Source organism: Acinetobacter sp. TWP2-2-3 (genome assembly GCF_049896445.1).
Lineage (GTDB): Bacteria > Pseudomonadota > Gammaproteobacteria > Pseudomonadales > Moraxellaceae > Acinetobacter.
On record NZ_JAFCUI010000002.1, the window covers coordinates 158023 to 173346 of the forward strand.

Here is a 15324-nt window from a genome sequence, read left to right on the forward strand (position 1 = left end):
GAATTATAGGTGTTGAGGATAATATTTATTCTCATTATCATTTATTGTTTTGAGATTAAAAAAACCTCCATGCCGGGACAGGAGGTTTTTCACTGAAGAAAGAACAGTTTAGATTTGTTTTGCTGCGCCGACTTCTGCTTCCAGATGCTTGCGAATCGTGGCGAAAGAGAAGTTTTTGCTGTCCAGACGTTTCGGCAGGATATATGCACCTTGCTGGCCTTTTACCTTGAAATTGACCAACATGAATTCTGGTGTGTTGTACCATTCATAGATGTCTTTCCAGCTAATCGCCCCAACACCTTCTTGCATGCCCATTTTCTGACGCATCACGATGCCATGTGGTTGTACGCCCAGGCGAACACCTTTGATTTCCTGTACCGGAAATTCATTCATCTTGCGTTTAACATACCATTCCAGACCAAAGGTACGGATCAGGTAATACAACACCACACAGACAATGGCCACCCAGCAGAACACGGTAGAATAGTTCTTCAGGAGCAGAATGCCCAGAATAGAAAGTGCAACAACAGCACCCATGATCAGCCATGCTTTCATGCCAATTTTATTGGTACTACGCCAGATCACCAGCTGAGCATGACGCTGCTCGGCTTCTGAAATTTCATAGTTCACAGGCTGGAGGGTATAAGCGTATAAATTTTTCGCGGTCATAGTGAAATTAGCAGATTTTAAACTGTAAAAAGTTTAGCACTAATTGTACCAATTCAGTGAGTATATTGTTCCAAAATCAGCCAAATTATAATGAACCTAATTCAGTTGCCTGTTCATCACGCTCATGAATCAAACTTTGTTTCAGTTGACTCAACTGCTTTAAAATGCTGAACATTAAAGACAGCTGCTGCAAAATGATCAGGGATTTCTGATCTTGCTCCTGATCTTGAGCCAAGCGCTGTCGAATATGGGGAATCATATTTTGCGCACTTAAATCGGGCATTTCATCTCGTAACAATGCACCACGAATGTTCTCGAGAGCTTTGTCCAGTAAATTCAGAATGTCCTGATCTTCAATTTTTTCCCGGTGTGCGCCCAGTGCAGCAATATAACTGATAAAAGTATGGTTCAGACAAAGGAACTCAAAGGCTAGCGATTTTTGTACCGGATCAATATCCGGTTCAGTGGCCAGTGTCGAAATCAGTGAGGCTACCTCGGCATCGGTATTATGAGCAGCACGGCGCACAATCCGATATTTCAGGCCATTATTACGTCCCGATTTATACTGCTCGATTACTTCACTCAAATAATCTGCTTCTGCCTGCAAGCTGCGTTTGATACTGCGCGGCAAACGCCGGAACTTCCAGTCTGGAAAAATAAAACTGACGCCGAACCAGGCAATCGCACAGCCAATCAAGGTGTCGATCATACGCGGGATGGCCGCGGCATAGCCCATACCGTCCAGGTTGAAGTTGATCAGGGCTAAAATCGTGATAAAGGCGGTGGCCTGTGCATACTGTTTACTGCGCAATTCAAAGAACAGAATCCCACTCAGTACCAGAAGCAATAATTGTCCTTCGATGGACGGCACAAAATATAAAATGGCATAACCGAGGATAATACCGACCAACGTACCGATAATACGCAGACGTAAACGCCGTTTGGTGGCGTTAAAGTTGGGCTGGCTGACAAAGAGTGCAGTCAATAAAATCCAGTAACCATATTCAATATTGCTGACCTGTACGAAGATATAGCTGATTAGTAGCACAATCGACAGGCGGATGGCATGCCGGAACAGCACCGACTCGGGTGTCAAATGCTGTTTAATCCGAATCTTGATGTCATCCCAGCCTTTCAGGTCATCATCTCTAAGCTGGTTTTCGATATGTTTGAAACGCTCGGACTTGATATTTTGCTCGGTTTCCAGGTTGCGTAACTGGGCATCAATCGATTTCAGGTTTTGAAACAGCGCAAACAGGGCGCTGATCCAGACCTGATCATAATGCTGTTCCTGACGTAATTTATCTAGCGACTGTCTCAGGTTGTCAAAGGCATGCTTAAAGCGCTGATTATGCACATAGGGTTTGCGCAGCAGCAAACTTTCACTCAGGTCCTTACAGGCTTTGCCCTGAATTGACATGATGCGCTGGAAGCGGAACAGGATATCGCTATGCTGGAAAATCTTGGCCAGTTTCTGATAATCAATATGCGCTGAATCGGCACGTTCATGAATATCCTGCGCGACAAAATAATATTGCAGGCTGCGACGGGTGTCTTTTTGCCCCCGGTCACCTTTCAGGCGAGTCAAAAGGGCAGTTTTCATCTCATTAAAAATCGCAATCAGTTTCCCATTTTCAAGCGAGAGTTCAATCATGCTTTGCTGATAGCTTTTCGGGGTCATGTCCACATCAAACAGATTGGACTTGGCATATAAAAAGTCACCGAGAGCAGAATAGGAAATGGCAAGCTTGTCTTGCGCCAGTCGGGCAGGGAAAATCAGGAAACTGATGGTCGACAGCAGACCGTACCACATCGCGCCGATGACCAATAAACCAGCCTGTTTATACCATTCATCAAACAGCTCCACCCCGAGCATGGAATAAACGGAAATCACCAGACAGCCGTAGGAAATCGTGGCATAGCGTCGCCCTAGTGAACCCAGCAAAATCAGGGCAATACAGGACACAATTAAGGCCAAGGCAAACAGCAAGGGATAAGGAAAAAGCAGATATACGCCTACTGCCGTAATAAAGAAGCCAATGTAGGTGTAGAGCAGATTTAAAATCCGCACCGAAAAGCGGTCATCAATATCGCTTAAACCGGCTGCGACCACCCCTAAAGTCAATGGGATCGTCATCAATTGTTGTCCCATAAAATAGGGAACAAAGGCGGTACCTGCAAATGCCGTCATCATGCGCAGGTTATACATCAAGGTCGTGTTATAGGTGGTTTGCTTGAGACGAGTGAGCCAAGATTTCAAAGGTCGTCCTTTATACTGCAGTCTTAGAGCTGAATCTGAATAGGCTAATGAAAATAGTATATTTATAAATCTTCATTTCAGGCTAAATCATACTATGCACTGTGTTAATTTGTCTGCATATTAGCGCTTTAAATCTTCATGCTTATGACATCGAATAAAATAGTACAACAACCTTATGCCATGTCCTGGATTGTTTTGCTGGCGACCTTAAGTGCACTCGGGCCTTTATCCATTGATATGTATCTTTCGGCCTTACCGGCTATGGCAGCAGATTTTGGTGTCAGTACCCAAATGGTTTCCAATAGCTTGCCGGCTTATTTCTTCGGTCTGGCGATCGGGCAACTGATTTATGGTCCGATCAGTGACCGGATTGGACGTAAACCGCCACTGTATTTTGGGCTGTGTTTATACATTGTGGCAAGTTTACTGTGTGTCTTTGCGCAGGATGAATGGAGCCTGATCGCTGCACGGATTCTGCAAGCCTTAGGTGGCTGTGTCGGGGTGGTCATGGCACGTGCTGCAATTCGTGATCGCCTGGATATGCATTCAGCAGCTCAGGCCTTTGCCAGCATGATGATTGTGACTGCGATTGCACCAATCATCGCTCCGAGTCTGGGGGCCTGGGTATTGATGTTTTATGAATGGAATGTGATCTTCTTGGTGCTGATGGGCTGCGGTCTGTTGAGTCTGGCCTGTGTACATTTTCTATTTAAAGAAACCCTGGAGCCAGAACGTCGTCTCAAGCTGAACTTTCAACAGGTTATAAGTTTGTACCGGTGCATTTTTCAGGATCCAAGCTTTCGACGTCCGCTCTATGCCGGCTGTTTTTCCGGTGCGGTGATGTTCTGTTATATCAGCGCTTCTTCGGCCATTCTGATGGATCGTTATCAACTGACCGAGCAGCAGTTTGCTTATGCCTTTGGTGCCAATGCCTTCGGGATCATGCTGTTTTCGACCTTGAATAAACGTCTGGCTGGGCGTTTCTCGATATTGCAGCGTCTGAAAATTGGCACCTGTCTGCAGTTTGCCGGTGTATTAGGGTTAATCTTGCTCGGCTGTCTGGATGTCGATTCTGTGCTCTGGGTGTTGTTAGGCATGTTTATTGTGGTGGCAGCCCTTGGGTTTACTGGTCCGAATGCCATGGCTTTAGCAATGGCTAAACAGGGCGAGCGGGCAGGAACTGCAAGTGCCATTATGGGCAGTATGCAATTTGTCTGTGGTTTATTGGGCGGTGTATTACTGAATTTTCTGATCTGGCATGCTTTACTGAATATGGCATTGATCATGCTGGTTTTTGTCGGTATTTCTGCTTGGGCGATTTTTAAAATCAACATGCCCAGCCTAAAAAATGCATAGATGCTGGCTGCCTCTCAGATAATAAAAATACTGGTCTGGACAGAGGGCTAAGCAAGTTGGCTTAGCCCTGCTTGCATCACTCATCGATAAACACGGCAAATTCTTCTACGGGAACGCGCGGGGTAATAAAGCTGTTAATAATTTGCTCTGGGTCGGCATAACCCAGTGCCATACCGCAGACCAGCTCTTCATCATCGGGTGCGCCGACCAGATCAAGCACGATCGGGTGAAAGTGATTCCAGGCTGCCTGCGGGCAAGTGTCCAGACCGCGGGCTTTTGCTGCCAGCATAACATTCTGGATCATCATGGAAACATCCATTTTGGACCCAATCGCCAAAGACCGATGTACAGTAAAAAATAAGCCGACAGGGGCATCAAATAATTCAAAATTACGCAGCTGCTGACGCGCCATTTTTTCCTTTTCGCCTTTTTGAATATTCAGCAAGCCATATAAACCCCAGCCATTTTCACGACGACGTTCAATAAATGGCGAGATCCATTGTTCAGGATAGTAGGCAAAAGTTTCCTGATACTGCTGCGACAATTCCGGATTTGCATAGATTTGCATTTGTGCCTGACAAACCTGCTGCACGAGTTCATCACGCTTTTTACCTGTTACCACATACACTTTCCAGGGTTGGGTATTGGTTCCTGAAGGTGCGCGGCTGGCCACCGCCAGAATCTCTTTTAAGGTGTCTGTACTAACGGGGGTATTTAAAAAAGCACGCACTGAATGGCGAGAAGTGATGGTGTGATCTACAGCATGAACAAGATTTTGATCCATTATGGGGTCCAGTCGAATATCCTTATTGAGTTTGCAATGACTATAAACTAAACAAACAGAACGGGGGATAGGAAAATTTAATTCTTCGCTAGCTGAAAAAACCATTTGTCAACAAAATGACTTGAATAATGAAATTTCGCATTCTTTTAGCTGAGCATAAATCGCCTAAGTGATAGCAATGGATTTAGTCATAAAGTTGGTCTTTGATTTAAAAAATGGCTTAAAACCCAAGTGCTTGAACCATTCAACAATAACAATTTCACACAGAGAACTGGTTTATTTTGACTGAAAATCAAGATAATTTAATTTCAAGATCCCTGTTTCATTTTGTGTCGAGTAAAAGATTAATATTTTTTTTGAATTAAAATATAGATTAATCTTCATATAAAAATGAGAATTTATAATTATTTTTTATAGGTAAATTAACTATTGCTAATAAAAAGAAATAAAACCTGATACGAAGAAACAGCATAATGTACGACTTTTCATCTTAATTCATGCATTTCGTGATTAAGATCTGTTTTAAATAACGCGATTCCAGATGGCTTGAATGAAGTCTTTAGGTTGAAAGCACTCATCAAGCACTGAATGTTTTTTTTGAGCTTAAAACACAGTTTTTTTACCAGCATGCGCATCTGTTTGAAAATTGTCTGCAATTTTACAACAGACTGAGTATCGGAATAGAAAAGGTGTTGCTTTTATAAATCTCTCATTTGTTGAATATGATCGTGATGATGATATTCATAAGTTTGAAAGAGATGATAAATCGGTTTGTTTTTCTAAAGGTGATAGATCAAATCAGGATATTTCCAGATGAACATCTAATGAGCGAGCTAGAAATCTAGCGCACTCCATCACTTTTAGAAAAATAAAAAATTCAAAATCATCTTGGGCAAAAAATTATGGATTTTACTTTTAACGCATTTTATACCTTGATTGCCGCAGTCATTGTTTTGTTACTCGGCCGATTCCTGGTTAATAAAATCGATTTTTTAAAGCGCTACAATATTCCTGAGCCGGTTGCAGGCGGTTTGGTTGCTGCGATTATCTCATTACTGGTGCATTCACTGTGGGGATACAGCATCACCACCAGTTCAGAGCTACAAACCAGTTTTATGCTGATCTTCTTTGCCTCGATCGGTCTCAGTGCCAACTTTTCCAAGTTGCGTGAAGGCGGCATCGGTCTGGTAATCTTCCTGTTCGCTATTTCAACTTTTATTATCTTACAAAATGCAGTCGGCATGAGTCTGGCCACCTTGCTCGGTATTGACCCATTGATTGGCCTGATTGCAGGTTCAATTACCTTAACCGGTGGTCATGGTACTGCAGGTGCATGGGGTGAGATTTTTGAGGTTGAACATGGCATTCAGGGGGCGCTTGCACTGGGGATGGCCAGTGCCACTTTTGGTCTGATTATCGGTGGGATTATTGGTGGTCCTTTAGCAAAACTGCTGATTAACCGTCATAATCTCGCAATTGCACGTACGGATCAACAAATCGAAAAGCGTGACAGCACGCCAATGGATATCAACTCGACCGAATATATTCCATTTGAATATCCGCATCAGGTGCGTTTAATTACCGCTGATAATGCAATCACGACCTTGGGCCTGTTCGCAGGCTGTTTGGCTTTTGCAGAGTTCATGACGGGTTTCAGTAAAGGTACTGCATTTGAACTGCCGACATTTGTGTGGGCATTGGCAGGTGGTGTCATCCTGCGTAATGTACTGGAAGGTATTTTCAAAGTTCAGATTTTCGATCGTGCGATTGATGTGTTCGGTAATGCTTCATTGTCGCTGTACTTGGCAATGGCATTGTTATCATTGAAATTATGGCAATTGGCTGACCTTGCAGGACCACTTATGGTGATTCTGGGTGCGCAAACCATCACCATGGCTTTGTATGCAGCTTTCGTCACTTTTCGCATCATGGGCAAAAACTATGATGCTGCGGTACTTGCAGCAGGTCATTGTGGTTTCGGTATGGGTGCAACGCCAACAGCGGTTGCCAATATGCAGGCGATTACTAATATGTATGGTGCATCGCATAAGGCCTTCCTGATTGTTCCATTATGTGGTGCGTTCTTCGTTGACTTAATCAATGCTACTGTTATTCAGATGATTTTGAAGTTTTTTGCATAATTTTTATGCCTGATACGATGAGTCATAGGCTCATAAGGATGTGACATGAATGATCAGTTAAATGAAACCTTACTCGGCTGGATTAATGCCCTGAATGGCCCTTTATGGGATTTTCTGGTGGTGTTTCTGGTCGCAGTCGGTATTTTCTACACGATCATGACCGGTGCAGTACAAATTCGTTTGTTCTGGCACAGCATGAAAGTCATGAAAAATAGCCGTGGCAAGGTTCAGGATACGCACGGCATTACCCCGTTTCAGGCCTTTGTCACTGGACTGGCAAGCCGGGTCGGTGTGGGCAATGTCGCGGGTGTCGCCATTGCGATTGCAATTGGTGGCCCCGGTGCCGTGTTCTGGATGTGGTTTACTGCCTTTTTGGGCATGAGTTCTGCTTTTGTTGAATCTTCTTTGGCACAGTTGTTCAAGGTGCGAGATAACAAAAACCAGCAATTCCGTGGTGGACCAGCTTATTACATTACACAAGGCCTGAAACAGAAATGGCTCGGGATTGTCTTTGCGATTGCATTGATCACGACTTATGGTTTTGTCTTCAATGCAGTTCAGGCCAATGCCATTACCGGAGCAACCTCTCATGCCTGGGGCTGGGATCAGGCGAACCTGATTCTGCCATTAGGCGGCCTGAATCTGGAAATTTCCTGGGTTGGATTGTTTCTGGTCTTGATGACTGCGGTGATCATTTTTGGCGGAATTAAACGGATTGCAAAAGTCGCGGAAAGCTTTGTACCGTTTATGGCTGTGCTTTATCTGGCGGTGGCTTTGTATATTGCAGTCATCAATTACGATCTGCTCCCATCCATCTTCCAGCTCATTTTCAGTAAAGCCTTTGAGTTTGAAGCCGCCGCTGGTGGTTTCTTTGGTGCCATGGTTTCTATGGCGATGATGATGGGCATCAAGCGTGGTCTGTTCTCTAACGAGGCAGGGATGGGTTCGGCACCGAATGCTGCTGCAGCTTCCGATGTCAAACATCCGGTCAATCAGGGGCTGGTACAGATGCTCGGAGTATTTGTAGATACCTTCGTGGTGTGTTCATGTACCGCGATTATTATTCTGGTTTCAGGTCTGTATGAAAATGCAGGCTTTGAAGGCGTGACCTTGACCCAGATGGCGCTTGAAAGCCAAATTGGGGCTTGGGGTGATGACTTCCTGGCTTTGATTCTGTTCCTGTTTGCCTATTCTTCGATTATTGGTAACTATGCCTATGCCGAAGGAAACGTCCAGTTCATCAATAACAATAGCCGGGTGATGTTGATTTTCCGCTTATTTGTATTGGTGATGGTGTATTTCGGTTCCATCGCCAGCGTGCCACTGATCTGGAATATGGCGGATCTGTTCATGGGTGTCATGGCAAGTATCAACCTGATTGCGATCCTGTTGCTGATGCCATTCCTGCTGATGCTACTCAAAGATTATACCGGTCAGCTGAAGCGCGGCGTGAAAGAACCTGAATTTAAACTGGATAACCATCCTAAATTTAAAGACAAGGTCAAATCAGATATCTGGTAAGACTTGAAGCAAAAAGCCCCGATCATTCGGGGCTTTTTTGTGCCAAAGTTATTTAAAAGAAATTTAAATAACTTTGATAAAGCACGAAGCCCAAAATCAGGCTGAACCAGACTGGTAATTTTGAGCGTAGCAGGGCAATCATCACTGCGACAAAGACCAGGTCGGAGCCATAACTAAAATAACGTTGTGAAAGATCCAGCAATAAATACAGCAATAGCCCCACCACCGCAGCATTGATGCCCATCACCGCCTGATGAATATGGCGCTGCTGCATCAACCATGACCAGTAGGGCAAGGTGGCAAAAATCAGGAAAAATGAAGGTAAAAAGATTGCGCAGGTCGCTAGTACTGCATTCAGCCAGACATAGGGCGTCCAAGGCTGCAAAGCACCAATATAACTGGCAAAACTGAATAAAGGCCCCGGCATAAGCTGGGCAAATGCATAGCCAAGATCAAAAGATTGTGCACTCACTAAACCAGTCGTGACAAAGTCCTGATGTAACAAAGGCAAAATCACATGACCGCCACCAAACACCAGCGAGCCAGTCTGATAAAAATTGGAAAAAAATTGCAGCTCCGATTCACCCCATAATTTTCCAGCTAAGGGCAGCAGCAAAAATGGCAGGATAAATGCCAGTAACCAATAAGGTGCAGCGGCAGATCGAATATAAGGCGAGCTGATTGCCGTTTTGTTAATTTCTTTGGGTTTCGAATCTGATTGGGAAAAATATCCAGCCAAGAGTCCACAGATTGCGCCCAGTATAATCACCAGAATCTGGTTAAAACTTACTGAAACGACTATCAGTAATGCGACAGAGAGGATTAAGACAGCGTATTGCCAAACCGTTTTACAGAAGCTTCTCAGCATTTGCCAGAATGCCCAGGCGATTACAGAAAATACAATTAACTGGATGGTATGAAAGCTGTTTGAGTTTAAAATATGAAAATAGCTTTGACCCAATAACGCCACCAAGGTCATCAGAATCATTGAGGGCAGGGTAAAACCCAACCATGCGATCACGGCACCAGTATAGCCCCGTTGCAGATAACCGATCGACAGCCCCACCTGACTGCTGCTCGGCCCGGGTAAAAGTTGCGCCAAAGCGACCAGTTGACTGTACTGGGTGTCATTCAACCATTGCAGTTGGGTCACAAATTTTCGGTGAAAAAACACCAGATGCGCCGCTGGACCACCAAATGAAATGCAGCCCAGTTGCAGGAAAATCAGGAAAATCCGGTACAGTGAGATTGAAGGCATACAGTTATGGGAAAAATGAAGATAAAGTAGCTGAACTGTATGACAGTTTTACGAAATTCTACAGACTATTTATGCATGTGTTTATACACTATGCTGCTTTAGATTAATGAGGACATTCTCTGCATGCAGAAATATGTGTTGAGTATGGTGATACTGGGTACATTTGGCCTAAGTGCTTGCCAAACGACCCCAATGACAGCCCAAGCGGCGACTAGTCATCTACAACCTGCTGCACAACGCGGAGAAGCTCAGGCACGTCCGAATCAAATTGATTTTCAAAAGATCAAGCAAACCCAGCAACGTCCGGTAGTTGCTTTAGTTCTGGGCAGTGGCGGTGCGCGTGGCTATGCGCATATTGGTGCGTTGGAAGTACTGGAACAGGCGGGTATTCAACCAGATTTTATTGTCGGAACCAGTGCGGGCAGTATTGTGGGATCCATTTATGCAAGTGGCAAACCGGCGATTGAACTGCGTAATATTGCCCTCAACATGCGACCGAATGATGTCCGTGATATCAAGCTGGCCAGAAAAGGTTTTTTTGATGGCAAGAAAGTTGAGGACTATGTCAACTTGCAAGTCGATCAAACCCCGCTTGAAGCCATGAAAATCCCGATGTTTGTGGTAGCAACCGCGCTGAAAGAAGGCAAGAAAGTCGTCTTTAACTATGGCAATACCGGACAGGCGGTACGTGCTTCAGTCTCGATTCCGAGTATGTTCATTCCGACCATCATTCAAGGTAAAGAATATGTAGATGGTGGTCTAGTCAGTCCGGTGCCGGTCGATGTGGCACGTGAGTTGGGAGCCGACATTGTGATTGCGGTAGATATTCTGGCACAACCCATTCACACGGAAACCAGCAATGTCTGGGGACTGTTTAACCAGAATATCAATATTATGCAGCAACATCTGGCGCATGAAGAATTAAAGCATGCAGATGTGGTGATTCAGCCGGATTTACGCGAAAAAGGCCATATCTTTGATGTCCGTGGCAGGGAACTCACCATGCAGGCCGGTGCCGAGGCGACCCAGTTAAAGTTGATGGAAATTTCACAAGCCTACCAAAAACATGATTATGCTCAAGGACATCGGATTCCACAGTTTGTGGTACATGAACATCAAGCTCAATAAATCTTTTTTTTGAAATTTCTGTTTATCCCTATATCGCACAACCGCGGTATAGGGATATCCAATCAAGAGAATGAAAGATCATCGGCTGTAACGCTTAACTGATTGTTATAAAAGATAAGATGATTGCCTATGTGTATCAGTCAGTCGGAATTATCTCAAAAGATAAAATTAATTTTAAACATAACAAATTGAATTATAAGTATATTGTTTTAAATAATAAGCCTTATTCGTCCTAAATTAAAATTTTAATATTATTATACGTATACTTAAGTTGATCAAATATTCAAAAGCATCCGTGTTCATGCCAGAATGCAGTTTGAAAAGATCACTGCACAGATGTAGATAGCATGATGCATATTAAAATTGGACAGCAGGTCAAACTGGCACAATTCGAACACTATATTTTTACAGTGACCGCACGCCATCAGGATGGTTCTTTTACCGTTGAAACGACCTTGGATGGTCAACAAATTTTAAGTTATCAGAACGTGGCACAGGAAATGCTCAGGCCAGTGATGCTTTAAATCACGCAGAGTCTTTCTATTTTCCTGAATTATTTTTGTTCAAAGCTTAAAACAGTGAAAAATTCTCAGTTGCTGTGTGATTAGCCCCAGATAAATAAGTGTTGATTTATTGGCACTTAACTTTCTAACTGAGATTTTAAGCAATTAAATATATTTTTTTCTGTATGAATACATTTTCTATATCAATAATTGTGATGCTTCATTTGCCGAATTGAACATTTTATTCATGCTAAAAACGCTATAATAATAAACGATAACCTTGTCATTCAAAGAGTTCAAAGAAAACGATGGCCCCTTTAGATCAAATTGCAGCAGTGTCGGATGACCAGTCAGAGTTAACGATGTCAGTTCTCATGACGCCAGATATGGCAAATTTTTCAGGAAATGTTCATGGTGGAACCATTCTGAAATTATTGGATCAGGTGGCGTATGCATGTGCAAGTCGCTATTCGGGTAGTTATGTCGTGACCTTATCTGTAGACAAGGTGAATTTTAAAGAGCCAATTCACGTCGGTGAATTGGTTACATTTCTGGCCAGTGTGAATCATGTTGGCCGTACCTCGATGGAAATCGGGATTCGTGTAGAAGCTCAGAATATTCAAAAGAGAACGGTACGTCATACCAATAGCTGCTATTTCACCATGGTTGCGGTGGATGAAAATGGTAAACCAAAACAGATTCCAGCTTTGAACCTGGACAATGACTGGAAACGTTGCCGTTTTGAAGCAGCAGAACAGCGTAAAGTCGCGCGTTTGCAAGAAAATCATCATCCTTCATGCAGCATTTATAAAAAGACTGCACAGAGTTAATTTAAATCGTGATTGAGAAAAGACCTTCATATGAAGGTCTTTTTTTTGCATCAATTTCAGTTTTTCACTGGAGCTTTGTTATTTTTTACCCTAATATAAAACGATACGTATCGTTTCGATTTTTAGATCTTAAAAGTTAAGTAGAAAAATATGAGCAGTGACGAAAAAAGTTCCCGACGACAGCAGTGCATTTTACAGGCGGTCGCAGATGCGCTGGCAGAATGTGAATATCATCAGCTGACGATTGAAGATGTAGCGGCACGTGCCGGCGTAGGCAAGTCCACGATTTATCGATGGTGGAAACATAAATCGGAACTGGTGCTGGACACTTTCAAACAGCATACAGCTTCGGTATTTGAGCTGGATGCCTCTAAAAGCCTGAAAAGTAATCTTATTCAACAACTTGGTTCTTTATCTCAGGCACTGAATCATCCGGTGGGGCGGGCTTTGCTGGTGGTGATTGCCAATCACCGTGAACTGGCAGGTGAGTTCTTTCAGCAATATCTCTTGCCACGTCGGCAACAGACTCATCAACTGATTCAGCAAGCGATTGAACGGGGAGAAATCCGCGCGGATTATCCTTTTGATTTGATGCTGGATACCTTATACGGCCCGATTCATTACCAGATCATTTTTTTCAACCGGATTCCAGATGAACACTATATCCAGAATCTGGTCGAGTTGGCCTTGTATCCTGTCGCTATTCAAGCCTGAGTTTGTGCTATTTCCCTACAAATTTTAAAAGTTGGTGATTATGTCAGTTAGCGCTGAGCGGTTATGGAATCGCTCATTTATCTTGTGCTTATTCAATAATTTTTTCCTGTTCGTTTATTACTTTGCCTTACTGACCATCTTGCCGATTTACATCATGAAAGATCTGGGCGGTTCGGTAAAAGAAGCTGGGTTGGCGCTGACGCTATTTTTGGCCTCTTCGATTGCGATTCGGCCATTTTCCGGCATGATCATCGAAAAGCTCGGCAAGAAAATCTCGATGCGCGGCGCAGGTGTGATTTTTGCCTTATTTGCCTTTAGTTATTTGCTGGTGGATAGCATGTGGTCGCTGTTGCTGGTGCGTTTTTTACATGGCATCTGGTTCAGTATTTTGACCACGGTGGCAGTACCTGTCGCCAATGAATTTATTCCTGAACAGCGCAAAGGCGAGGGCATGGGTTATTTTGTCATGTCGACCAATCTGGGTGTGGTTTTTGGGCCCTTGCTGGCATTGACCGTAATTCAGTTCACCAGCTTCAAAGTCTTATTTGGCATTCTTGCTGTTATCATTTCTTTGGGGCTCATTTTCTGTTGGATGCTCAAAATCACAGAGTTACCAAAACCTGAAGCTATAAGCACAGAAAAAACTAGCTTGAGCTTGCAGGATATTCTGGAAGTCAAAGTTCTGGCGGTAAGTTTTGTGGCTTTACTAACCGCTTTTGCCTACTCGGGCATCATGAGTTTTATTATTGCATTTAGTGAAACCAAGCAGCTTTTAGCCTATACCAGCGTATTCTTTATTGTCTTTGCAGCGTCCATGTTGCTGGTCAGACCTTGGATTGGAAAGATTTATGACCGTAAGGGACCCAGTGCGGTTATTTATCCTTCCTTTATTTTCTTTGCCATTGGTCTGGTGATTGTCAGCCTGATTTCCAATCAATGGATATTATGGTTGTCAGCGGTGTTTATTGGCATCGGTTATGGTTCAATGTTCCCATGTTTGCAGACCTTGGCCATTCAGTCGGTCGACAAACAGCGTATGGGACATGCGATTTCAACCTTCTTTACCCTGTTTGATCTGGGTTTAGCGATCGGTTCCGTGGCAATGGGAGTATTGATTGCCTATTGGGGCTTTGAAACCACCTATGTTTTGAGTGCTGTACTCGTCATTGTGACGATATTGGTTTATCGTCAGTATGTTGCCAAAAAGCAAAAATAAGCGCCCGGCAAGTTTGGAGTTATAAAATGGAATTAAGACATTTACGTTATTTCGTTACAGTGGCGCAGGAACTGAACTTTACCCGTGCCGCGGAAAAATTAAATACGGTACAGCCATCACTGAGCCAGCAAATCAAGGATCTGGAACGTGAGGTTGGCGTACAGTTGCTGGAGCGGAATAACCGTAAGGTCGGGCTCACTGAAGCCGGTCAGGCATTTTTAAAAGAAGCTTTATTGAGTCTTGAGCATGCAGAGCGCGCCATTCAGACTGCCAGACAGATCGCCAATGCACAGCAGGACCAGCTGAATATCGGTTTTGTCCCGGTCGCGGAAATGAAAGTCTTTCCTTATATCATGCTGAATATCCGCGCGCATTTTCCTGAACTGAAAGCTCAGTTTCACAGTCTGACCGATGCAGAACAGTTTAGTGCCTTAAGAAATGGACAGATTGACATTGCCTTTACCCGTTATCCGGGGCAGTTGAGTGAATTTGATTCGATTCGCATTTTTGATGAGCCTTTAACCCTGATTGTGCCGAGAGATTCCCCGGCTGCGGCCTTGTCCTATGTCAGTATCAAGAGTTTTGAAAATCAGGACTTTGTGATTAGTGGTGAGCAGTCCTCACCGCAACTGCATAAGCTGATTCAGGATTTTTTTAAACAGTCCAAATTAAAAGTGAATGTGGTGCAGTATTCCACCAATATTCTGCTCAATGTCAATCTGGTGGGAATGGGCGTGGGCTGGAGTCTGGTGCCAGCCTATGTGATTCCATTGCTCGGCGATAATATTGTGGTGAAAAAGACCCTAGAACCCTTACCGATGATTGGACTGTATGCCAATTATCGCAAGGATCAAAAACATGTGGTGATTGATCTGATTTTGAAAGTATTAAAAGAAAAGTTTTGTGTGGATCTTTTTTAATATTTAAACCTTCAATCTGCCCAT

13 protein-coding genes are annotated in these 15324 nt (G+C 43.7%); 9 read left to right on the plus strand and 4 right to left on the minus strand.

Annotation, left to right across the window (positions count from 1 at the left end):
- Positions 1-108: 108 nt before the first annotated feature.
- Entirely contained in the window at positions 109-669 is a 561-nt protein-coding gene (locus tag ACP7AK_RS04145; RefSeq protein WP_004280696.1) for a YcxB family protein, read from the minus strand.
- An 85-nt stretch (positions 670-754) separates the two neighbouring features.
- Positions 755-2929: a YccS family putative transporter gene (gene yccS, locus ACP7AK_RS04150; RefSeq protein WP_425878742.1), complete on the minus strand. Its 2175-nt coding sequence runs from the start codon at positions 2927-2929 to the stop codon at positions 755-757.
- A gap of 138 nt (positions 2930-3067) precedes the next feature.
- On the opposite strand from yccS, the gene ACP7AK_RS04155 reads away from it, so the two are divergent.
- Positions 3068-4285, plus strand: a complete 1218-nt coding sequence (locus ACP7AK_RS04155) for a multidrug effflux MFS transporter (RefSeq protein WP_253174380.1) — start codon at positions 3068-3070, stop codon at positions 4283-4285.
- Between the two features lie 76 nt (positions 4286-4361).
- Here the strand turns inward: ACP7AK_RS04155 and ACP7AK_RS04160 are convergent, their stop codons facing one another.
- A complete protein-coding gene (locus tag ACP7AK_RS04160) occupies positions 4362-5069 on the minus strand; it encodes a nitroreductase (protein WP_004280692.1) in 708 nt (235 codons plus the stop codon).
- Between the two features lie 902 nt (positions 5070-5971).
- Here ACP7AK_RS04160 and gltS point away from each other — a divergent pair.
- Positions 5972-7210: a sodium/glutamate symporter gene (gene gltS, locus ACP7AK_RS04165; protein ID WP_314103621.1), complete on the plus strand. Its 1239-nt coding sequence runs from the start codon at positions 5972-5974 to the stop codon at positions 7208-7210.
- 45 nt (positions 7211-7255) lie between these two features.
- Complete coding sequence (locus tag ACP7AK_RS04170) at positions 7256-8731, plus strand: alanine/glycine:cation symporter family protein (protein ID WP_004731963.1); 1476 nt, start codon at positions 7256-7258, stop codon at positions 8729-8731.
- A 52-nt stretch (positions 8732-8783) separates the two neighbouring features.
- On the opposite strand, the gene chrA is transcribed toward ACP7AK_RS04170, so the two are convergent.
- Positions 8784-9989, minus strand: coding sequence for a chromate efflux transporter (gene chrA / locus ACP7AK_RS04175; protein WP_396468985.1), 1206 nt, complete (start codon positions 9987-9989; stop codon positions 8784-8786).
- Positions 9990-10112: 123 nt separating this feature from the next.
- On the opposite strand from chrA, the gene ACP7AK_RS04180 reads away from it, so the two are divergent.
- From ACP7AK_RS04180 to ACP7AK_RS04205, 6 genes are all read left to right on the plus strand, one after another.
- Positions 10113-11117 (plus strand): patatin-like phospholipase family protein, encoded by a 1005-nt coding sequence (locus tag ACP7AK_RS04180; RefSeq protein WP_425878746.1) that lies wholly within the window; start codon positions 10113-10115, stop codon positions 11115-11117.
- A gap of 347 nt (positions 11118-11464) precedes the next feature.
- A complete protein-coding gene (locus ACP7AK_RS04185) occupies positions 11465-11641 on the plus strand; it encodes a hypothetical protein (RefSeq protein WP_167333208.1) in 177 nt (58 codons plus the stop codon).
- A 287-nt stretch (positions 11642-11928) separates the two neighbouring features.
- Positions 11929-12450, plus strand: a complete 522-nt coding sequence (locus ACP7AK_RS04190) for an acyl-CoA thioesterase (RefSeq protein ID WP_004280680.1) — start codon at positions 11929-11931, stop codon at positions 12448-12450.
- A gap of 150 nt (positions 12451-12600) precedes the next feature.
- A complete protein-coding gene (locus ACP7AK_RS04195; protein ID WP_253174384.1) occupies positions 12601-13164 on the plus strand; it encodes a TetR/AcrR family transcriptional regulator in 564 nt (187 codons plus the stop codon).
- Positions 13165-13204: 40 nt separating this feature from the next.
- A complete protein-coding gene (locus ACP7AK_RS04200; RefSeq protein ID WP_425878749.1) occupies positions 13205-14380 on the plus strand; it encodes an MFS transporter in 1176 nt (391 codons plus the stop codon).
- Positions 14381-14406: 26 nt separating this feature from the next.
- The gene (locus ACP7AK_RS04205; protein ID WP_425878751.1) at positions 14407-15300 is read left to right on the plus strand and encodes a LysR substrate-binding domain-containing protein; all 894 of its coding nucleotides are present in this window, start codon (positions 14407-14409) and stop codon (positions 15298-15300) included.
- The last annotated feature ends 24 nt before the right edge of the window (positions 15301-15324 follow it).

Coding starts and splice junctions, on each gene's coding strand:
- ACP7AK_RS04145 (WP_004280696.1), bottom strand. CDS start 669: ATGACCGCGAAAAATTTATACGCTTATACCCTCCAGCCTGTGAACTAT.
- ACP7AK_RS04155 (WP_253174380.1), top strand. CDS start 3,068: ATGCTTATGACATCGAATAAAATAGTACAACAACCTTATGCCATGTCC.
- ACP7AK_RS04160 (WP_004280692.1), bottom strand. CDS start 5,069: ATGGATCAAAATCTTGTTCATGCTGTAGATCACACCATCACTTCTCGC.
- gltS (WP_314103621.1), top strand. CDS start 5,972: ATGGATTTTACTTTTAACGCATTTTATACCTTGATTGCCGCAGTCATT.
- ACP7AK_RS04170 (WP_004731963.1), top strand. CDS start 7,256: ATGAATGATCAGTTAAATGAAACCTTACTCGGCTGGATTAATGCCCTG.
- chrA (WP_396468985.1), bottom strand. CDS start 9,989: ATGCCTTCAATCTCACTGTACCGGATTTTCCTGATTTTCCTGCAACTG.
- ACP7AK_RS04180 (WP_425878746.1), top strand. CDS start 10,113: ATGCAGAAATATGTGTTGAGTATGGTGATACTGGGTACATTTGGCCTA.
- ACP7AK_RS04185 (WP_167333208.1), top strand. CDS start 11,465: ATGATGCATATTAAAATTGGACAGCAGGTCAAACTGGCACAATTCGAA.
- ACP7AK_RS04190 (WP_004280680.1), top strand. CDS start 11,929: ATGGCCCCTTTAGATCAAATTGCAGCAGTGTCGGATGACCAGTCAGAG.
- ACP7AK_RS04195 (WP_253174384.1), top strand. CDS start 12,601: ATGAGCAGTGACGAAAAAAGTTCCCGACGACAGCAGTGCATTTTACAG.
- ACP7AK_RS04200 (WP_425878749.1), top strand. CDS start 13,205: ATGTCAGTTAGCGCTGAGCGGTTATGGAATCGCTCATTTATCTTGTGC.
- ACP7AK_RS04205 (WP_425878751.1), top strand. CDS start 14,407: ATGGAATTAAGACATTTACGTTATTTCGTTACAGTGGCGCAGGAACTG.